General features: G+C 54.4%; 17 protein-coding genes. 3 read left to right on the forward strand and 14 right to left on the reverse strand.

Going from position 1 to position 19897, the window contains the following annotated elements; genetic code table 11:
* The 6 genes from NST08_RS23010 to NST08_RS23035 all read right to left on the reverse strand — a co-directional run bounded on the left by NST08_RS23010 (position 1) and on the right by NST08_RS23035 (position 3719).
* The gene (locus NST08_RS23010) at positions 1-561 is read right to left on the reverse strand and encodes a cob(I)yrinic acid a,c-diamide adenosyltransferase (protein ID WP_210094421.1); all 561 of its coding nucleotides are present in this window, start codon (positions 559-561) and stop codon (positions 1-3) included.
* Between the two features lie 209 nt (positions 562-770).
* Positions 771-1034: an aspartyl-phosphate phosphatase Spo0E family protein gene (locus NST08_RS23015; protein ID WP_007127268.1), complete on the reverse strand. Its 264-nt coding sequence runs from the start codon at positions 1032-1034 to the stop codon at positions 771-773.
* Positions 1035-1152: 118 nt separating this feature from the next.
* Complete coding sequence (locus tag NST08_RS23020; protein ID WP_028403780.1) at positions 1153-2358, reverse strand: aminotransferase class I/II-fold pyridoxal phosphate-dependent enzyme; 1206 nt, start codon at positions 2356-2358, stop codon at positions 1153-1155.
* 14 nt (positions 2359-2372) lie between these two features.
* On the reverse strand, positions 2373-2873 hold the full coding sequence (locus NST08_RS23025) for an Lrp/AsnC family transcriptional regulator (RefSeq protein ID WP_007127266.1): 501 nt from the start codon (positions 2871-2873) through the stop codon (positions 2373-2375).
* Between the two features lie 181 nt (positions 2874-3054).
* Entirely contained in the window at positions 3055-3435 is a 381-nt protein-coding gene (locus NST08_RS23030; RefSeq protein ID WP_210094422.1) for a spore coat protein, read from the reverse strand.
* Between the two features lie 47 nt (positions 3436-3482).
* Positions 3483-3719: a hypothetical protein gene (locus NST08_RS23035; RefSeq protein ID WP_007127264.1), complete on the reverse strand. Its 237-nt coding sequence runs from the start codon at positions 3717-3719 to the stop codon at positions 3483-3485.
* A 150-nt stretch (positions 3720-3869) separates the two neighbouring features.
* On the opposite strand from NST08_RS23035, the gene NST08_RS23040 reads away from it, so the two are divergent.
* Complete coding sequence (locus tag NST08_RS23040) at positions 3870-5096, forward strand: FAD-dependent oxidoreductase (RefSeq protein WP_210094578.1); 1227 nt, start codon at positions 3870-3872, stop codon at positions 5094-5096.
* Between the two features lie 84 nt (positions 5097-5180).
* Here the strand turns inward: NST08_RS23040 and NST08_RS23045 are convergent, their stop codons facing one another.
* The 4 genes from NST08_RS23045 to NST08_RS23060 form a co-directional block, all read right to left on the reverse strand.
* On the reverse strand, positions 5181-6401 hold the full coding sequence (locus tag NST08_RS23045; protein WP_210094423.1) for an MFS transporter: 1221 nt from the start codon (positions 6399-6401) through the stop codon (positions 5181-5183).
* Between the two features lie 145 nt (positions 6402-6546).
* Positions 6547-7116 carry a hypothetical protein gene (locus NST08_RS23050; RefSeq protein ID WP_040737785.1) on the reverse strand — a complete coding sequence of 190 codons (570 nt, stop codon included), beginning with the start codon at positions 7114-7116 and terminating at the stop codon, positions 6547-6549.
* Between the two features lie 165 nt (positions 7117-7281).
* Positions 7282-7701: a DUF350 domain-containing protein gene (locus tag NST08_RS23055; protein ID WP_007127260.1), complete on the reverse strand. Its 420-nt coding sequence runs from the start codon at positions 7699-7701 to the stop codon at positions 7282-7284.
* A gap of 131 nt (positions 7702-7832) precedes the next feature.
* Positions 7833-10202: an endonuclease MutS2 gene (locus tag NST08_RS23060; protein ID WP_007127259.1), complete on the reverse strand. Its 2370-nt coding sequence runs from the start codon at positions 10200-10202 to the stop codon at positions 7833-7835.
* Between the two features lie 158 nt (positions 10203-10360).
* Here NST08_RS23060 and NST08_RS23065 point away from each other — a divergent pair, with 158 nt between their 5' ends.
* Entirely contained in the window at positions 10361-10726 is a 366-nt protein-coding gene (locus tag NST08_RS23065) for a phage holin family protein (RefSeq protein WP_007127258.1), read from the forward strand.
* 222 nt (positions 10727-10948) lie between these two features.
* Positions 10949-11338, forward strand: a complete 390-nt coding sequence (locus NST08_RS23070) for a cytochrome C oxidase subunit II (protein ID WP_210094424.1) — start codon at positions 10949-10951, stop codon at positions 11336-11338.
* A 139-nt stretch (positions 11339-11477) separates the two neighbouring features.
* Here the strand turns inward: NST08_RS23070 and NST08_RS23075 are convergent, their stop codons facing one another.
* The 4 genes from NST08_RS23075 to abc-f form a co-directional block, all read right to left on the reverse strand.
* Complete coding sequence (locus NST08_RS23075; protein ID WP_210094425.1) at positions 11478-13343, reverse strand: hypothetical protein; 1866 nt, start codon at positions 13341-13343, stop codon at positions 11478-11480.
* Positions 13344-13676: 333 nt separating this feature from the next.
* Positions 13677-16127, reverse strand: coding sequence for a phenylalanine--tRNA ligase subunit beta (pheT, locus tag NST08_RS23080; RefSeq protein ID WP_210094426.1), 2451 nt, complete (start codon positions 16125-16127; stop codon positions 13677-13679).
* 30 nt (positions 16128-16157) lie between these two features.
* Positions 16158-17192 carry a phenylalanine--tRNA ligase subunit alpha gene (gene pheS, locus NST08_RS23085; protein WP_007127254.1) on the reverse strand — a complete coding sequence of 345 codons (1035 nt, stop codon included), beginning with the start codon at positions 17190-17192 and terminating at the stop codon, positions 16158-16160.
* Between the two features lie 466 nt (positions 17193-17658).
* Positions 17659-19524 (reverse strand): ribosomal protection-like ABC-F family protein, encoded by a 1866-nt coding sequence (gene abc-f / locus NST08_RS23090; RefSeq protein WP_210094427.1) that lies wholly within the window; start codon positions 19522-19524, stop codon positions 17659-17661.
* Between the last annotated feature and the right edge of the window lie 373 nt (positions 19525-19897).

Genomic DNA, 19897 nt, shown 5'->3' on the forward strand with positions numbered 1-19897 from the left:
TTATCGAAACACCTTCCCGCTGCGCTCGTACTCCACATCCGGTATTCCCGCACGGGCATTCGCCGCGCGCGCCGCCACGAAGAAATAATCCGACAGCCGGTTCAGATAACGGCGTACCTCCGGATTACTCTCAATGTCGCGCTGCAGCTTAACGGTCAGCCGTTCCGCCCGGCGGCAGACGGTCCGGCATACATGGAGGGCGGCCGCCAGCGGGCTTCCTCCCGGCAGGATGAAGCGTTCCAGCGGCGGATTGCCCTCCTCCAGCTCATCCATCCACGCTTCCAAATGATCGACCAGGCCGGCACTCACCTTATATTTATCCTCGCGGGGCCTTGCATAAGCTAAATCCGATCCGCAATCAAACAGCTCATGCTGGATCTGGACCAGCTGCCGGGCCAGCTCCTCGAACCCGCTCTCCTTCGCCAGGGACACGGCCTGTCCGGTAAAGCTGTTTAATTCGTCAATCGTACCGTACGCTTCGATCCGCGGATCATCCTTAGGAACACGTCCGCCGATAATGGAAGTCTCACCGGCATCCCCTGTTTTCGTGTATATCTTCATTTACGCGTCTCCTCCTTATCCCGATTCAGGCAGCTTTCTTATATCAACTTATTATGCTCAACTATAGCACAACCCGGTACAACTTCCCCAATCGCTTCAAGCCAAAAGAGGATTGTCCAGATGTGAATAAGGCTGCTCACGCGGGTAATTGGATCACCCACAGAACAGCCTTATCTTTATATTTTTCATATATTAGAGGATACTCGCGTTTATAATTTCTTTTTCGGGTTGGCTTTCATGTACTCGTTAATCTTCAAATCCAGCAAACTGCTGATTTCGATCACGATCTCCGAAGTGAAGGACTGTTCTTCAAGAAAAATCTGCTCCATCTTCCGGCGGAGCATGTGAATTTCGTCTTCCAAGGTGATTTCCTGAGGAGTGGATTTCGCTGATTTCATTGACCATTTACCGTGATCATTGTCTTCAGCCGTATAATCACCACGGTAATTTGACAATTCATAATCACAAAACACTGGTGATCCCTCCTTGGAAAGTAAAATTCTGCTCCCAAAATAAAATTATAACATATTTCTGACCAATGAAAAGTAAAACTTTTGTTAATTCAAGGAAAACGTACAACGAATTCCTTGCTTATATTAATTTTTCCATAAACTTTCCTATACGCTCCAACGCTTCGTTCAGCTGTGATATGGATGTTGCATAAGAGCAGCGTATAAAGCCTTCCCCGCCCGATCCGAAAGCCGTGCCTGGAACGGCAGCGACCTTGGCCTCTGTCAGGAGCTGCTGGGCGAAATCCTCCGATGTTAACCCCGTCCGCTTAATGCTTGGGAATGCGTAGAAGGCCCCTTGCGGTTCATGGCAATCCAGCCCGACCTCACACAATCCCTTGACAATGAGCCTGCGCCGCTGATTATACGACTCCACCATGCGATCCTTCTCGCCCATACCGTTGCGGAGCGCCTCCAGCGCGGCCACCTGTCCCATCGCAGGCGCGCACATGACGGTGTACTGATGGATCTTCAGCATGGCGGCAATCAGATCGGAATGCGCGCACACATATCCCATACGCCAGCCCGTCATTGCAAATGCCTTGGAAAAGCCGCTGACCAGAATCGTGCGGTCTTTCATGCCCGGAACCTGGGCAAAGCTGACATGCTTGCCTTCGTACGTTAACTCGGCATAGATCTCATCGGAGATGACGATCAGATCATGCTTCTCCACCACTTCCGCAATCGGGAGCCAATCCTCATAGGTCATAATAGCCCCTGTCGGATTGCTTGGATAACACAGAATCAGTATTTTCGACTTCGGCGTAATCTTCGCCTCGAGGGCCTCGGCCGTCAGCTTGAACTGATTCTCGGCCTTCGTCTCGATGCCAACCGGCACCCCGCCGCCCAGCGAGGTAATCGGAGAATAAGAAATATAACACGGTTCAGGTATCAAAATTTCGTCGCCGGGAACGATCAAGGCCCTAAGCGCCAGATCGATCGCTTCGCTTCCGCCGACGGTCACAATCATTTCATTCGCAGGGTCGTAAGCGACATGGAAGCTGTCGTTCAAATATTCCGCAATCGCTTCGCGCAGCTCCGGCATGCCCGCATTGGACGTATAGCCGGTAAACCCGCGCTCAAGGGAATAAACGCAGGCTTCGCGGACATGCCACGGAGTTACGAAATCCGGCTCGCCGACTCCGAGCGTGATGATATCCTTGTTGCCGCTGACCAGATCGAAAAACTTCCGGATTCCCGAAGGCTGAATATTTCTAACACTCGGCGCCAGATAGGAGCTCATCGATTTCCTGTTTTGTTCTGCAAGCTGCTGTTCGTTCACAATCATAGCACACGCTTCCTTTACGGCGAGATCAGGAGACGGTTGTCTTCTTCACGCTCTTCAAAAATAATCCCGTCTTGTTTATATTTTTTCAAAATAAAATTGGTTTTGGTCGACAGTACCGAATCAATCGGTGACAGCTTCTCGGACACAAAATTGGCCACTTCGCGCAAATTGGCGCCTTCCACTTCAACCAGCAGATCATACGCGCCGGACATGAGGTAGACCGACTTCACTTGAGGGAACAGATAAATCCGCTCCGCAATGCCTTCGAAGCCTCTTCCGCGTTCAGGCGTAATCTGTACTTCGATCAGCGCCGTTACCTTCTCATCCTCAACCTTGCCCCAATTGACAACTGTCGCATATTTCACGATCACATGATCCCGCTCAAGCTCTGCAATGGAGGTCTTTACTTCTTCCTCATCGACACCAAGAAGGGTTGAGAGCAAAGCCGGCGATCTTCTCGCGTCCTCTTTCAGCAGGTCAAGCACCTTCAGTTTCAATTCGCTTAGCTCTTCCATATACGTATCCTCCAGCACTTGCTTTCGATCCCTTCATCAGCTGCAGGGTTCGGAAGCAGAGATTAATACCTATATTACAATAACTCACATGGGATGTGCAAAACAAAAAAACCGACGGCTGCTCCCGCGAAAGCTGCAGCAAGAACCATCGGTTTTTATGCGGGGAAAAGCATGGCTGCATTTAGGATAGCGGCGGAACGTTTGCCGCATGGGAAGCAACATTCGGCTGGTGTGCGAACGGACCCATCGCTGCGTTTTTTTGGCTGATTAGATCCCGCGCTTTTTGGACGGACTGCTGTGCCTGCTTATACTGCTTGTCCACATCGACCTTCAGCGCATATGATCCGGCGGAATACATGTTTTGCTGTTTCATCAGGCTGTATAACTCCCCCTGCAGCTTCAACGTGTCCGCAGTCAGGCTCTCGAACATTTGCCGGACGGCGGGGCAGGATGACTCCGTTGTGGCCGTCGTATATTCGCGAACCGTTCGCTTCAGCTCACCCAAAATCGTGCTGAGCATATCCTGTTCCGGTAAAAATGAAGCATTGCCCATGGATGCCATTAATAATCCTCCTTATGTTCATGTGCTCGAAGTATTTAAGGTTGAGGTTACTGGGGCTGTGCAGGCGCGATTCCGCTGTGTGCCTGGAGCGAATTCACCAGGGTATCCATATGCTGCTCGTGACGGCTTGCAAACCCCATCAGTGCCTGCTGGATCGCAGGATTCTTGCTTGCCGCCGCAGTTGCCGCGCAATGCTTGGCCAGCATCGCTTCATTCGATAGGCAATCCGCGATATAGTCCAGCTCTTTGAAGGTCAGCGGCTCCATTTGATGATTGGATGTCATGTCGTTGTCATTCTCCTTTGCCATAAAGTATCGCAACCCTAGTATGCCTCGGGCAATAAAAACTATGTTCCGGGCCTCATAAATCCCCGACAGGAATCCAAAACTAATATGGATCGCCCCATACGTTTTGAAGGAGGAAGCACGAAGGACATGATATTGACCGGCGGCACCACCCCCTGGACATTTTTACACAACAAGCCCATAGCGAAATACCCCCGTTTAGAAGATAAGATCCATTGCGATGTTCTTGTGATCGGCGGGGGCATCAGCGGAGCGGCCATGGCCTACGTACTGACGAAACAGGGTGTGGACACCGTGTTGTTGGAAAAAGGGCGCGTTTGCGGCGGCAGCACCTCGGCCAATGCGGGACTTCTGCAGTTCGCCAACGACCGGATGCTTTCCGAGCTGATTCAGCAGTTTAACGAACAGCAGGGCAAGGCCTTTTACCGGATGTGCAAAGATGCGGTGAAACGACTATCTGATATAGCCGGAGAGCTATCCATCGATTCATCCTTCACGGAAAGAAACAGTCTCTATTATGCGAGCACGCCTGAGGATGCCGGCAAGCTTCGGCATGAGTATGATATTCTGAAGCGCTGCGGCTTCGATGTGGAGTATTGGGACCGCCAGCGAATCAAGGCCGCCTTTCCTTTCGCAAAGGAAGCGGCGCTATATACCCGTGGAGACGCCGAGGTTAATCCTTACCTTCTCGGACACGGCATGCTGAAAGACGCTAGCCTTCAGGGGCTCCGGATTTATGAGGAGAGTGAAGTCCTGGATTGCCTATATACCGACAGCAGCGTAGTGGCCCATACGCAGCGGGGGGCGGTGGCGGCTAAGCAGGCCGTATGGGCTGGAGGTTATGCCATGCAGGATTGGAAGCCGGACCGTCAGGTGGTGCTGACCAACACGTATGCGATCATGACCGAGCCGGTATCCGATCTATCTTCTTGGCACGATCAGGCGTTACTGTGGGAGTCCGGCAATCCCTATCTCTATTTCAGAACAACGCCGGATCACCGGATTATGGCCGGCGGACTGGACGAGCCTCCCCCTCCTTCCGGCAGGCCGTATCAGTTCATGAAGGAACGAAGCGACAGGCTGCTGAAGGAAATCGGCCGTATGTTCCCCGAGTTGGAAGGCGTAAGAATGGCTTGCGCCTGGGCGGGGATCTTCGCGTCTACGAAGGATGGCATGCCCCTCATCGGACGTCATCCCGAATACCCGAACAGCTATTTCATGGAGGTATACGGCGGCAACGGTACGGTATTCAGCATGATTGCGGCAGAGCTCCTGGCTGAAGCCATTGCAGGCCGTGAGCCCGAAGCGCTGGCGTGGCTGTCCTTGACCCGTCCGGTCGAGATCAAGAACGAATAGACATGCTGGCCAATGCAGCAAAGGGTATCCCGGGCACGAACCCGCGGATACCCTTTTTTTTGAATGACTGATTCCCCGTGTTTCCTAGTCGGCTTTCCCAGTATAGGTCGCTTGTTTGTCCCCGGTAAACAGCTTCCGCATAAAGATCCATGAGCCGATCGGCGAAGCGCCCAAAAACAAAAGCAGCAAGGTAATCGTTAACGTATCCTGCCGTATGGACAACACCATGATAAAGACCAAAAGTCCTGCGATTCTCCCCAAAGTGAGGCTCAGCTCCCGAAGCACGACAAGCTCCACCCGCTTCTCCACGTTTTCCCGGTTAAGTCCCATCAGATCGAAGCTTACCGATACGGACGGCAGCATGTACAGCGGGATAAACAGCGAGGTACCGATACCAAGCACCAGCAGGGTCGTATAATTGACATCCAGAAGCAAAGGCATAATGACAAGCAGCATACACGCTGCGCCGATGAGCATACCGGTTTTGCGGTACTTCGGCTTGAACCATTTCCCGCATATCCAGTAGCTGACTAGCGAGACGGCAGAGGTGATTAGCGCGAATTGGCCGAGCTTGGCCTCACGGTCGGTAGCGACAAATACGAGCAGGGTGATGAGAAAGGAAAATACCCCTTCCCGCATCCCCTGCACGGCAAGCCCCCATACGGCATATTTCCACACTCCGCCTTCCTTTAACCGGTGATAGGCTTCGAGCCAATGGTAGCTGTCCTGGACCGGACGCTTGTGCAGAAAAAAACTAAGAACGACCGTTACGCCGTAAATGATCATCGAGACCGTGAAAATAAACCTGTAGCCGGACTCTCCGTGCATAATCGTGATGATCCAGCCGGCCAACCACGGCCCGATAATGCCGGTGATGGAGCCCAGCAGCCCGATCCAGCCATTGAACCAGTCCCGGTTCTCCGCGCTGGACACTTCGAAATAGACGACATTAAAGGCCAGCCAGAACAATCCCAGCGATACGCCGAACAGCAAGCCGAGGGGCCAAATGTAATCAACGGCTTGACCTCCTGCCCACAGCACGCACATATAGAATATGCCGGAAACGGCAATTCCGAGGCGGAGGGCATTCATCTTATTGTGCTCCTTCACCCATTTCCCCGCAGCCCAGAAGGTAAGCCCCAAAGCGACTTGCTGGGCAATCGTAAACCAGCCAAGCATCAAATAATCCTGCCGGCTCTTCCACAGGTACACGTTCAGGAATGTGCCCGACAGCGCGCTCGATAGAATGAAGAGGCCATGAACGGAAAGTAGAAGGATAGCCTGGGGGTCCTTTGTCCATTTCATCTGCAGTTCCTCCCTTGCCAGTTACACTGAAAGTCCTCGGATATTTTACCCTTTCCGTGCCCGCTTCATAACGAAAAAAGGGAACCGCTCCTTAGCGGTTCCCTGTAACAAGCCCTAAGACGGGCCATTTCGCCTATCCTTACGGCTATTCCTTTTTCTGGATGAAGCTTCGAATCAAACGCAAACGGTCGTCCTCGGCCAGATTGTACTGTACCTGGAAGCAACCTGGACACACGTAGACGTTCATGTCGAAAGGCGGCTTCAGCACCGGTCCTTGCAGCAAGGAGGCGACAGCCGGCTGGAATCCCTCTTCCGTCACGCGCTGCGTGCCCGCATGGAGCATATACTCCCGGCAATGGAAGCACTCCGGCACCTCGTCCTGCTCGTCCAGAACCGCTTCCACGGCCTCCTCGAATGCAAACAAATCATGATCCTCTCCGTACTTATCCACCGTTCGCAGCGAAGAGAGGTTCTCTGTATCGGATCCCCATATGCGGTGAAGCTCACGCTTCTCATCTTCGGAGATATCAAAGGATTCTTCGTCCACTTCATCCAGATCCGCCGGATCGGCTTCCTCATCCTCCCGGTCAATGGAAATGCTGAGGGTCCGGTACCCCTTCAGCTCGTTGGAGCAGTGGGGACATGTATCCTCGGGACCGATCTCTTCGTCCCACACAATTTCATTTTGACACCATGGACATACCGTTGGCTCCATCGTTACATTCATTCCTTTCCTAATTAAAGCGGCCCATGATAGGTCGGTTCATATATTTTACTGGGACATCAAATAAACGATGCCCCCCACAAAGAAGATCAAGGCGGCCGCAAACAGCACCCGCGGCAAATATTTCATCGTACTTTTCCTCCCGTACTAGCAGCCCTACGTAATACTGGCGCCGATAATGTAAGATAAAGATACGGTGATCAGCAGCACAATTAAGCCGACGGCACGGTTATCCTTGCCGATTTCCTCATCAACGGAGAATACCGGAGTAAGGAATTCCAACAGCAAATATGCCGCCAACAGCAGTATAAACCCTAAGAACGACCATTTAATCATACCGTAAATGGAGGTGTTGGCCGTAATGCTGTAGCGCATAACATTGCAAATACCGAATACCTTGCCTCCCGTTGCCATGGCTGCGGCCACATTACCCTTGCGTATTTCATCCCAGCAGTTGTACTTGGTGACCAGCTCAAAGCAATACAGGTACACGATCAGCGCTAATATGGCCACCGAAAAATACCCGACAAGCACGCCCAATGGGTGGGTCAGCAAATGATCAATCGCTTCCATCATTCCCAATAGTTCCTCCCCGAACCTCGGCGGGACTCTGAAGACCTGGTGAGGTCAAGAATCCCGCCGGACTAATCCCTATGGTGTATTGTATACGTATGAAGGAGAAAACGGTTCCTGATTTTTGCTCTTCCTTATTTCAGCTCGGCAATCGTAACGCCGGTTCCGCCTTCACCGTAGTTGCCGAGGCGGTAGCTTTTGACATGCTTATGCTTGCGCAAATATTCCTGAATGCCTGTTCGCAATATCCCCGTACCTTTGCCATGAATGATGTAAATCTGGCCCAGGTTGCCGAGGAACGCCTCGTCGATAAAGCGGTCCACCTCGATTAACGCTTCCTCCAAATTGGCGCCGCGAAGATCAAGCTCATTGCGGATATTTGCATCACGCGTTCGCTTGAGCACCGTGGCATGCTGCTTCTGCGCCTGTTTGGCGTTTGCAGCCGGATTGGACAGCAGCTCCAAATCGTCGAGCCCGACCTTCATCTTCATGATGCCAAGCTGCACGATCGCTTCCTTCGATCCTGCGAGCTCCACCACATGGCCTTTCTGGTTCAGGCTGTACACGCGGACCTCGTCACCGGCTTCGATACTGCGCTGCTGCTTGCTCTGGCGCTGGGCCCCCGGCCTTTTGCCCTGCTCGGGCTCGGCTTCCTCCAGCCGCTTTCTGGCCGCGATCAGCTTATGCTCCTTAACCGATGCCCCTTCCTCCTGGGCCAGCTTGCGCAGATCCGATATGATCTGTTCCGCCTCGGAACGAGCTTTATCGACAATCTGCTTCGCTTCGACGCGCGCTTTATCAACCAGCTTATCGCGCTGGTCCTCCAGCCGCTGAAGCTCCTCACGATGACGGGCGCGCAGCTCCTCCATTTCCTTCCGGACCTGCTCCGCCTTCTCGCGTTCAACCTCGGCAGTATGCCGGTTTTCCTCAAGAGAGGCAATCATATGCTCGACCCGCTGATCCTCTTCCTTCACTTCACCCCGGGCAAATTCCAGAATGGAGCCCGGCAGACCGAGCCGTTCCGCAATCGCAAAAGCGTTGCTTCGTCCCGGCACGCCGACGAGGAGCCTATAGGTTGGGCTCAGCGTGTTGATGTCGAATTCCATGCTGGCGTTAATAATGCCCTTCCGCTCGTAAGCGTAGGCTTTCAGCTCGGAATAGTGCGTTGTGGCAATCATGCGGCAACCCATGGAATGGATATGCTCGAGGATCGCGATCGCGAGGGCGGAGCCCTCCGCCGGATCTGTACCTGCCCCTACCTCGTCCAGCAATACTAGGCTTTTCGGGGTCATTTGGGTCAAAATGCGAATGATATTGGTCATATGGCTGGAAAAAGTACTCAGGCTCTGCTCGATGCTCTGCTCATCCCCGATATCGGCATAAATCGCATCGAATACGCACATCTGGCTGCCTTCCTCGGCCGGAATGAACAAACCGGACATCGCCATCAGATTGAGCAGCCCGATCGTTTTCAGCGTAACGGTCTTTCCTCCGGTGTTGGGGCCGGTCACGATGATCGAAGTATACGAATTGCCCAGCTCGACATCAAGCGGCACGACCTGATCCATCGGAATTAGCGGATGGCGGCCTTTGCGGAGCTTGATATATCCCCGGTCGTTCATTCGCGGCAGCGAAGCCTTCATGACATGCGCCAAGCGGGCTTTGGCAAAAATAAAGTCCAGCTGGCCGACCAGATCGACGTCAATCGCCAGCACGTCGGCCTGCTCGCCGACCTGTGCGGTCAATTTTTGCAGGATGACTTCAATTTCCCGTTCTTCCCGAATCCGGGTCTCCCGAAGCTTGTTGTTCATGGCCACAATGGATTCCGGCTCGATAAACAGGGTAGCGCCGGATCCGGATTGGTCATGGACGATGCCGCCAAAGTATGAACGGTACTCCGCCTTGACCGGAATGACAAAACGGTCGCCGCGGATCGTAATCAGCTGATCCTGCAGCATCTTCGCCACCGATTGGGAGCGGATCATCGATTCCAGCTTCTCCCGGATCCGCACCTCGCCGTTTCGCAGCTCGCGCCGAATCTGGGCCAGCTCCGCGCTTGCCGTATCCAGCACCTCGGCCGAATCGTCGATGCATGCCCGGATCGCATCCTCCAGCGGCTTCTGCTCCGAGATCAAATCGCTCAAATGAAACAGGATGTCGATGGGTTCATCCTCATGGATGCCTGCGATGAAACGCTTAATGCGCCGCGAGCCTAAGATGGTGTTCGCCGTGGCTAACAGCTCATGCGGATTCAGCGTCCCTCCGATCCGCGCCCGCTTTAATGCGTCATTAATATCCGTAACGCCGCTGAAGGAAGGCGTTCCCTTCAGCCGATCGACGGTGTACGCCTGGTCGGTCGCCGCGAGCAGATGCTTCACGTCCTCAAGCTCCGCAACGGGCCGAAGCTGCTCCGTTCTCTCGGCTCCCATCGAGGTCTGGGTATACTGCGACAATGTATTTAAAATTTTTCGATATTCCAACGTTTGCAAAATCTTGTCGTTCAAGAAGCTCACAACTCCTCTCAATCAATGCATATATTATAACGAAAGCCATGGAAATTCGCCATGGAAACCAAAATCCTTCCACACATAACCGCAGGCTCAATTGAACAAAATAATTTCTGCGTAACATTCTTAGTCCTATTTCTAAGGAGGCAAGTACCATGCAATTCCTCGGGCACGTCGTTCGATTTATCGTTGCCGCGCTTGTACTTATGGTCGTGGGATGGATTGTTCCTCAATTCACCGTCGGCGGATTCGGAAGTGCGCTCTTGCTTGCGCTGGTTATCGCTCTGTTTGGCTGGGCGATTGAGGGGATCTTCGGCAAGAGGGTCACCCCGTTTGGACGCGGGATCGTAGGCTTTCTCGTGAGCGCCCTTGTCATTTACCTTGCCCAATTTATCGTTGGAGGCGTCAGCGTCTCCGTATTGGGCGCTCTAATTGCCGCGCTCGTTATCGGGATCATCGATTTGTTCATCCCGGTCGCCACACCGTTTGAAGCCGGCAAGAGCCGCCGCAAGAATTCGTAGCACACACCTGCGGCTAACCGCCCTTCTTCGAAAGTACGGCGGATATTTCTCAGCACCCCCCTGTTGCCACTAACAGGGGGGTGTTGTCCTGTTCAGACATATTTTTAAGCGCTGAGTTCACCAATTTTTCATAACAGCGATGTGCATGCCCGCTCTTTCTGCGCTATGATAAAAAACAGATAGGTAAAGTTCACCAATATTTCATAGTCGGGAGAGATCATAGTGAAAAAAGCGATTGCACTGCTTATATCTTCTATGCTTCTGCTTGTGCTGGCTGCATGCGGCGGCGGAAATCAGAATGAATCCGCAGGAGATTCGGGCATTACCGATACAGGCGTAGCGCCGGAAGCTGAACTCGTCATCAAGGGAACGAACTTCAAGTTCGACCAAGAGGAATACCGTCTGAAAAAAGGGGTTCCCGTCAAAATTACGTATGAGAACGAGGAAGGCAATCATGGGGTCATGATCCCGGCTCTGGGCCTGCAGCTTGACCGCAAAAACAACTCCACGGTCGTTACCCCGGACGAAGCGGGCGAATTCGAAATTTCTTGCTCCATTATGTGCGGAAGCGGCCATGGCGCGATGATCTCCAAGCTTATTGTTGAAGAATAGCACCAGCAGCAAGACGCAAACAAAACCTCCGGATTGCCAGAGAGAACTTCCTCTCTGTGCAACCGGAGGTTTTTGCCGCTGGTAAGAATGGGATGATTCCACAACCGTACTGATCAGAATACGGAAGCAGACCCTCGGATTATCGCTGGTCCTGCTCGATCAGTTCAATCCATTCATTATATTCGACTTGAAGCTTGGCGTACTCTTCCTTCAGCTTCTTATGTTCTTCTTCAAGGTGGGCGGTTTGCTCCGCCTTCAGCTCCTGTTCGGCCTGCAGCAGCCGGTATTGATGCATAACGAGCTCATACTGCTCGCCCAGCTCGGCGTACTGCGCCTCGGCATCCTTCTTCTCGCTCTCCATTCGCTCGCAGGCTTCCTTAGCTGAAGCGATTTCTCGCTGCCAGGAAGTCAGCTCCTCTTCCAGCGCGTCCCGGGATGTCTTCCATTCCTCGCGTTCGGCCTGAAGCCGCTCCGTCTCTTCCGCGAGCTGGTCCCGCTCCGCCATCCACTGCTCGCATTGCTCCTGCCAGTGAGCCGCCCGTTCCTCTGCCTCTCTTAATCGCTTCGCAAGCTCCTGACTGTGCTCCTCGCTTGCATTTGCCTTGCGGCGAAGCTCGTCCAGCTGACTTGAAAGCGTATCGTATTCCTCCTCGAGCATCGCATAGAGCTTATGCGTTTCTTCCTCGCGGCTCTCCGCTTCCTTGCCCAGCTTCTCCAGCTCGTCATACCGGTGCTGAAGCTCGAGCAATTCCTGCCGGGCCGCATTGCGATCGGCATTCGCGCGTTCGGCTTCGTCCTTCAGAACGCCGATTTCATCCTGGAGGCCTCTCATGCCTTCCTCCAGGCTTTCGTTGCCTTCCATCAGCTCCACAATCCGCATCTCGAGCTCGCCGGTCTCCACTTTACGCTGATCGGCCAGCGTACGCCAAGACTGAAGCTCCTGGCTCAACCGCTGCAGCTCCTCCTGCTGCTTCCTCGAAGTCTGATTCGCATCCACAACGAGCTTCTGAAGGCGGCGCCGCTCCTCTTCCGACTTGGCGGATTCGGCTTTCAGGCTGTCCCGCTCCTCGCTCAGCTGCTGCACTTGACTCCGAAGCTTCTGCAGCTCCTGCTCGGCGCTCTTGACCTGCTGCCTTGCCTGAAGCAAATCCTCCTTCAGCTTCTGGGACTCGCTCTTGACTACGCCCAGCTCCTTCTCGGCCGCTGCCAGGCGCGACTGCAGCTGACCTCCCCGGCTTCGCTGATCCGACAGCTGCTTCTCCAGCTCTTGTACGGCGGCTGTATGCTGCCGGTCTTTCTGAAGCGCCTCCTGCTTGAAGGACTCCTCCAGCTTCTTGGCATGCTGGGCATGCTTCTCGGCTTCCTCCTTGGCGGAAGCCTGATACTGCTGCTCCAGCTTCTCCAGCGCCTGCTTATGGGTTCCGTTCAATTGCTGCAGCTGGCTTTCATGTCGCCGCTTCATTTCCTCCAGCGCCTGCTGGTGCCGCCGCTCAAGCTCTTCGCGCTGCTTCTTCAGCTGCCCTTCCAGCTGCTGCTTATCCTGCTGCAGCTCAGACACACGCGCAGATTCCTTCTGCAGCAGCTCCTTGGTCCGCTCGGATTCAGCCGTCAGCGTCTCTTTCGCGCTCCGATATTCCTCAGCCAGAGCGGTCTGCTCCGCAAGCTTGCGTTCCATCAGCTCGCTCTGCTGGCGATGCCTTTCCTGCTGCTCAATCTGCAGCCCCTGAACACGCGCCAGCTCGGAACGCAGCTCGTTACGCTCCGCATTAAGCTGCTTAGCCTCATTCTGATAATGCTGCATCTGCAGCGCTTCTTCAGCCATATGTACCGCAGCAAGGACGGCAATTCGCGGAGTATCCAGCCGGGTGTGCGCCTTGGATATGGTGCGCATCCGTTCGTCCACATAGCTTGCGACCTGTTTCGTATAATCGCTGCTGCTGCCGACAAGTTTATAGGAAGTCCCGTAGATGTCTACGGTGACGCTTTTACGATCCGGTGTTGTCACGGTTGTGCCCTCCTTCTATTATGTGTGCAATCTATGATGTATTGGCCTATCCCTCTTCCTTCATTATATATGAGATCTCAAGTGCAGACGAATGGTAGAGACACAGACCGAAGCTTGATTTATGACAATAGCCGCTTGTGGTTATCATTATCTACCGAACGGGCGTCCGGATGCAACTCTTGCGCAAAAATGCTGCGAAGAAACGCTCATGCTGCACCTTCCGGGACCGAGGATCGAAACAATCGCTTCCAAGCGATCTTAGGCTCGACCACAAAAAGCCCGCATCGAATCTCTGATGTGTAAAGGATTCGATGCGGGCTTTCACAATTCCTGCTATTTTCTCAATTCTGCGCCAAAAGTTTGCTGAAGCGCCGTTACGGCTTTTTCGGTTACCTGAGCAACCTCTTCATCGGTCAATGTCCGATCCTGATGACGGTACATCAGGGAAATCGCAACGCTCTTCTTGCCTTCGCCAAGCTTGCTTCCGGTGAAGACGTCGAATACTTGAACCTGCTGAAGCAGTTCACCGGCATTCTCACGAATGACCTGAATCAAGGAGCCTGCCTCAACCTCTTCATTCACCACGATGGCCAGATCCCGCTCCATACCCGGGAATCTCGGCAAGTCACGGTAAGCCACCCGGTCATTGGTCAGCTCATACAATGGGGCAAGCAATATTTCCGCAGCGTAGGTATCCTCCAAATCCAGCTCCTGCTGAAGCTTCGGATGGATTTGTCCCAGCACGCCAAGAAGCTGCTTGTTGCCTCCATGCTGGACGAATACCGATGCCGAGCGGCCAGGATGGAAGCCGGCCGGCTGGTTCGCCTCATAGCTGATCTGATCTGCGGCGATGCCGAGATAATCCAGCACGGTTTCGATCGCACCCTTCAGATCGAAGAAGTCCACCTTCGCCGGCTGCACATTCCACTGCTTCGCTCCTGTCCGGCCCGACAGCAGCAGACCCAGCACCGGACGCTCCTGCGGCTGCTTCGTCAGAACCTCCTCATGCGTGTGGAAGAGGTTGCCGATTTCGAACAACGCAAGATCCGGCTGCTTGCGATTGAGGTTGTAAGCGGCAATATCGAGCAACTGCGGCAGCAGGCTGGTCCGAAGCACGCTGCGGTCCTCGCTCATCGGCATCGCCAGCTTGACCGCTTTGCCCTCTTGCTCCAACGCGGTAAATCGTTCGGCCTGTTTCGGATGAATGAAGGAGTACCCAAGCACCTCCTGGAAGCCGCCATGCGTCAGCAGCTTGCGGAGCGAGCGGCGGATCGCCTGTGCTTTCGTAAGGGAGCCCGGCGTGGTCGGCCCTTCGATCGGCGTGGTCGGAATGTTGTCATAGCCGTACAAGCGTGCAACCTCTTCGATCAGATCCACATCCAGCGTAATGTCTCCGCGGCGGGTAGGGACTTGAACGTCCACCAGCCCTTGAGCGGCATCACCGCTTGCAAAATGCAGCCGGGAGAAGATCGTCTTCACCTCCAGCAGCGACAGATCGGTACCGAGATAGCGGTTCAGCTTCTCGAGCGAGAGCGTGATCACCTTCGGCTCGGACGCCGCTGATCCCGCTTCGGCAATTCCTTGATGCACCTTGCCCCCGGCATATTTCGCCATCAGGGAGGCCGCCCGGTTCAATGCCGGGATAACTGCCGCAGGATCCACTTCCTTCTCGAAGCGCGAGCTGGCTTCGGAGCGAAGCCCCAGTTGTCGGGATGTTTTGCGGACGGTGCCGCCGTCAAATTTGGCCGATTCGAGGAAAATGTTCACGGTATTGTCCGTAACCTCGGAATCCAAGCCACCCATAACGCCGGCAAGGGCCACCGGTTTGCCGCCGGACGCGATGACCAGCATATGAGGAGCAAGCGTACGCTCCTGGCCGTCAAGCGTCACCATCTTCTCGCCGTCTTCGGCCATCCGAACGTGCACGGCGCCGTTCTCCAGGCGATCCGCATCAAAGGCATGCAGCGGCTGTCCGTACTCCAGCATGACGTAGTTGGTAATGTCGACGATATTATTGATCGGGCGAATCCCTGCCGCCATCAGCCGGTTCTGCATCCACAACGGGGATGGAGCGATCGTAACTCCGCTAATATAGCGTGCTGCATAATGCGTGCACTGCTCCTTCGCGCCGATGGTCACTGCGATATGATCCGCTGCGCGCTCATGCACCTCTACGATGTCTTTCTCCGGCTCTGGCAGGCTCAGCTCCCGTCCAAGGATCGCGCTTACCTCGTAGGCTGCCCCGAGCATACTCAAGCAATCGGAACGGTTCGGCGTAAGATCCAGCTCCATCACCTCATCGTTCAAGCCGAGCACATCGACGATCGGCTTGCCGATCTCGGTATCGGCAGGCAGCACCAAAATTCCCTCCTGCAGCTCCTTCGGCAGCAGCTTATCGTTCATGCCCAGCTCCTTGGCCGAGCAGATCATCCCTTGGGACAGCACGCCCCGCAGCTTCGCTTTCTTAATGTCCAGGCCGCCCGGAAGCTTCGCGCCGACAAGAGCGACGGGCACTTTCTGTCCGGCGTCAACGTTCTTTGCCCCGCACACGATTTGCAGGTCTTCCTCCTGCCCCGCATCCACTACACAGACGTTAAGCTTATCCGCGTCCGGGTGTTTTTCCTTGCTCTTCACGTAGCCGACGACGACCTTGCTGATGCCCTGATTCCGCTTCTCGATGACGTCGATCTCGATGCCGGCTGACGTAATCCGCCCGGCAAGCTCCTCGGCGCTAACGCCCTCGAGCGATATATAATCGGACAACCAATCCGTTGAAACTCTCATTGTGTATTCACTTCCCTTATCTTGTTTAAGTTAGATCCGCGTGAACTGCTTCAAAAATGCCGTATCGTTGTTGAAGAAATGCCGGATGTCATCTACGCCGTATTTCAGCATGGCGATCCGCTCGACTCCCATGCCGAATGCAAAGCCGCTGTATTTTTCCGGATCGTAGCCGCCCATCTCCAGGACTTTTGGATGAACCATGCCGCAGCCCAAAATTTCGAGCCAGCCGGTATGCTTGCACACGCGGCATCCGCTGCCGCCGCACTTCACGCAGGACACATCCACTTCGGCGCTCGGCTCGGTGAACGGGAAGAAGCTTGGACGCAGGCGAATCTGCGTATTCTCCCCGAACATTTCCTGTACGAATTGCAGCAGCGTTCCCTTAAGGTCGCTCATCCGGATATTCTCCCCGATGACCAGACCTTCGATCTGGTGGAACTGGAACGAGTGGGTCGCGTCATCGTCGTCCCGGCGGAATACCCGGCCCGGGCAGATGATTTTAACCGGAACTTCCCCTTCCATCGCCAGCATCGTCCGCGCTTGCACTGGAGAAGTCTGGGTACGCATCAGCAAATCCTCCGTCAAATAGAAGGAGTCCTGCATGTCGCGCGCCGGGTGGTTTTTCGGCAAATTCAACGCCTCGAAATTGAAATAATCGGTCTCCACCTCCGGCCCCTCGGCGACGCGGTAACCCATTCCAATGAAAATGTCCTCGATATCCTGGATGACTTTGCTGAGCGGATGAATCGCGCCTTGCGCAAGCTTCCTTCCCGGCAGCGTAACATCCACCTTCTCCGCGCGCAGCCGCTCCTCCGTCTCCTGCTGGAGGAACGCCTCCTGCTTGCTGGCGATGACCTCCTCAATCGCTCCGCGGACATCGTTCGCCACCTGTCCGATCACCGGGCGCTCTTCGGCACTTAACTGGCCCATGCCGCGCAAAATTTCCGTCAGCGCTCCTTTTTTACCGAGGTACTTCACCCGCAGATCATTCAAGCGTTGCGGATCGCTTACGTCCTGCAACTGTGCTAATGCTTCTTGCTTTAATGCTTCCAATTTCTCTTTCATTGCTGTTCGCACACCCCTTCATGAACTCGTACTTGCCTTTTTCCTTGCAAATAAAAAAGGCCTTTTCTCCCAGAAAGGGACGAAAAGACCGTGGTACCACCCTTGTTAGCATACCAGCTTCTTAAGAATGCGGCTTGAACACACCGGCATTCCCTAATATAAGCGGACACATGCTCACTTGACCGACGTAACGAATCGGACCCGTTATCCCCTACTGTACGGCGTTCTGCCGTGTTCAGGGAACTGCTCCGGAGCGAACTTCACCAGCCTGATTCCATCGAGACGCTCTCAATCTGCGGCATCTCTTCCCTGTACGGAAGCACTGACTACTCTTCTCCATCCATGCATTTAAACACTATGGCAAATCGAATTTATAGGGTATATTATATGCAACCTTTCGACATATGGCAAGTTGCATTTACCCGAAATGCCTTATACAAGAAGGTTTACCCGTATTGGCACGCGCTTATTCACCTTGCAGCCGGGCCAGCTCATTCCGGAGCGTCCGGATTTCGGCGAGCCAATCCTCCGCCTGCTCGGCTCCACCCTCTCCGGCCGAGAGTCCAAGCAGCTCTTGAATCCGGTACTCCAGCTCCATCCTGCGATTCTCCTTGTCGGTATCTCCCCTGATCACCCCGACACGGGCCATATGCTCCTCTTCTTCTGCCACGCTCCCCTCGAACCAGACTGGAGCTCCGCCTGGCTGCAGAGTCAGAAGCCGGTTGGCGACTTTGCGAACCAGGTATCTGTCATGCGATACGAGCGCAATCGCTCCCGGAAAGCGGACGAGGACCTCTTCTATCACCTCGCGTGTATCCACATCCAAATAGTTGGACGGTTCATCAAGCACCAGAAGATGGGCCCCGCTAAAATACAGCTTCAGGAAGGCGGTCCGGCATTTCTCCCCCATGCTGAGCTGACCGATCTGCTTGAAGACGTCGTCCCGGCGGAACAGGAAGCATCCGAGCAGCGTTCGGGCATGGCTCTGCGTCATTCCAGGAATGGCAAGCAGACTGTCCAGCAAGGTCATGTCATCCTCCAGCCCTTCGAGCTGCTGGGAGAAGTACCCGATTTTGACGGCAGGATGCCAGGCGACGGTTCCTTCCGTCGGCGTTATTTCGCCTAGCAGAAGCTTAAGCAGCGTCGTTTTCCCGCTTCCGTTCGGCCCCCGGACTGCGAGACGATCCCCGCGGTTCAACTGAAAGCTGAAACGGTCAAACAGCAGGCGGTCTCCGAATCCGAAGCTCATCTCCTTCACGCGCAGCAGGGTTCTGGCACCGATATTCTCCGCTTCCAGCTCCATTTTCAGCTTCGGATCGCTCCGCGGCTTATCTACACGCTCCGCTTCCAGCCGCTCGAGCGCCTTCTCCTTGGCATGGTATCGCGAAATGTTCTTCTTCGCTTTAGCTTTATAGTAGCTAGCCGTAATCCGGACATCTCCATCCCCTGCCGAATTGTGCGCTTTATGGAACCATTCCTCATATCTGCGAATCGATTCCTCCAGCGCTTTGCGGGCCAGCTCCTGTTTGCGGTAGAGGGTTTCCTGCTCACGCAGCTCACGCTCTTTCTCCCTACGGTAATCCGTGTATCCCCCCCGATACCTCCGCAGCTCGGTGGCGGACAGCTCGCACACCGTGGTGGCGACGCGGTCGATGAATTCCCTGTCATGGGATACGAACAGCACGGTCCCTTTATATGAGGAAACAAGCCACTGCTCCAGCCAGACCAGACTCTCGCTGTCGAGATGATTGGTCGGCTCATCCAGAAGCAAAAATTTGGGGTTTCGTACGAGCAGAGCGCCCAGCATCACCTTGGTCTTTTGTCCACCGCTGAGCTCTTTATAGGGGACAGGCCATACGTCCGGCCCGATGCCGAGCATCGTCATGGCCTTCTCGACTTCAGTCTCCCACTGGAAGCCTCCACCGGACTCATAGCGCTCTAACAGATTCCCGTACTGCTCAACCAGCCGATCCATAGCATCAGCGTCAGTTGCCTGCATCTGCTTCTCTATAGCTGCAAGCTGCTGCTTAAGCTCCCAAAGGGACGATTCGCTGCGGCTGCGAACCATTTCGAGCGCCGTCATCTCGGATTCGTCAGGCTCATCCTGCTGCCGCATCCAGCCCCATCGTTCCCTTGGCAGTACAGCCTCGACCGTCCCGTTCGTCGGCTGGCGCTCTCCTGCCAGGATCGACAGCAACGTGGATTTCCCCATTCCGTTTCGTCCATACAGGGCGATGCGCTCCCCCTCTGCCACCTCCAGGTGTATCCCCTCGAACAGCGGCTTTCCCTGCAGCTCCATTCCTATATCCTTAGCCTTTAAGATCATCGTCATATAACCTCATCCTCCCTGAAAAATCCATTAAAAAAACCGCAGGCCATGGCCTACGGCGGATCATCGAGAAAGAGATGCGGATGTGTTTATGAAATGGACGGATTGATTCGACACCCCCTCCGCATTCAGCACACGCGCTGTCTAGTCAAAATACAGGCTGTTGTGTTCGGATTCCGAACATCCGAATAGAAACCCGCTGACCGTGGGTGGGAATTGCTGTTCAACCCGGAATGAAGTCCTTTAAATCAGGAAATAAAAAAAGGCACCCCGAATCCCATTTTTCAGACACACCAAATCTCTTCTCCAGCACCGTAGAGAAACGCCTGCAACATCATTGCAGTTGTCAGAGAAAAGGGTATCTTACTTCATCGGA

The organism is Paenibacillus sp. FSL K6-1566 (assembly GCF_038050475.1).
In the GTDB taxonomy this organism is placed as follows: Bacteria; Bacillota; Bacilli; order Paenibacillales; family Paenibacillaceae; genus Paenibacillus_AQ; species Paenibacillus_AQ lactis.

Coding starts and splice junctions, on each gene's coding strand:
- NST08_RS23055 (WP_007127260.1), bottom strand. CDS start 7,701: ATGATGGAAGCGATTGATCATTTGCTGACCCACCCATTGGGCGTGCTT.
- NST08_RS23020 (WP_028403780.1), bottom strand. CDS start 2,358: ATGATTGTGAACGAACAGCAGCTTGCAGAACAAAACAGGAAATCGATG.
- NST08_RS23050 (WP_040737785.1), bottom strand. CDS start 7,116: ATGGAGCCAACGGTATGTCCATGGTGTCAAAATGAAATTGTGTGGGAC.
- NST08_RS23030 (WP_210094422.1), bottom strand. CDS start 3,435: ATGGCATCCATGGGCAATGCTTCATTTTTACCGGAACAGGATATGCTC.
- NST08_RS23065 (WP_007127258.1), top strand. CDS start 10,361: ATGCAATTCCTCGGGCACGTCGTTCGATTTATCGTTGCCGCGCTTGTA.
- NST08_RS23025 (WP_007127266.1), bottom strand. CDS start 2,873: ATGGAAGAGCTAAGCGAATTGAAACTGAAGGTGCTTGACCTGCTGAAA.
- abc-f (WP_210094427.1), bottom strand. CDS start 19,524: ATGACGATGATCTTAAAGGCTAAGGATATAGGAATGGAGCTGCAGGGA.
- pheT (WP_210094426.1), bottom strand. CDS start 16,127: ATGAGAGTTTCAACGGATTGGTTGTCCGATTATATATCGCTCGAGGGC.
- NST08_RS23040 (WP_210094578.1), top strand. CDS start 3,870: ATGATATTGACCGGCGGCACCACCCCCTGGACATTTTTACACAACAAG.
- NST08_RS23035 (WP_007127264.1), bottom strand. CDS start 3,719: ATGACATCCAATCATCAAATGGAGCCGCTGACCTTCAAAGAGCTGGAC.
- pheS (WP_007127254.1), bottom strand. CDS start 17,192: ATGAAAGAGAAATTGGAAGCATTAAAGCAAGAAGCATTAGCACAGTTG.
- NST08_RS23010 (WP_210094421.1), bottom strand. CDS start 561: ATGAAGATATACACGAAAACAGGGGATGCCGGTGAGACTTCCATTATC.
- NST08_RS23045 (WP_210094423.1), bottom strand. CDS start 6,401: ATGAAATGGACAAAGGACCCCCAGGCTATCCTTCTACTTTCCGTTCAT.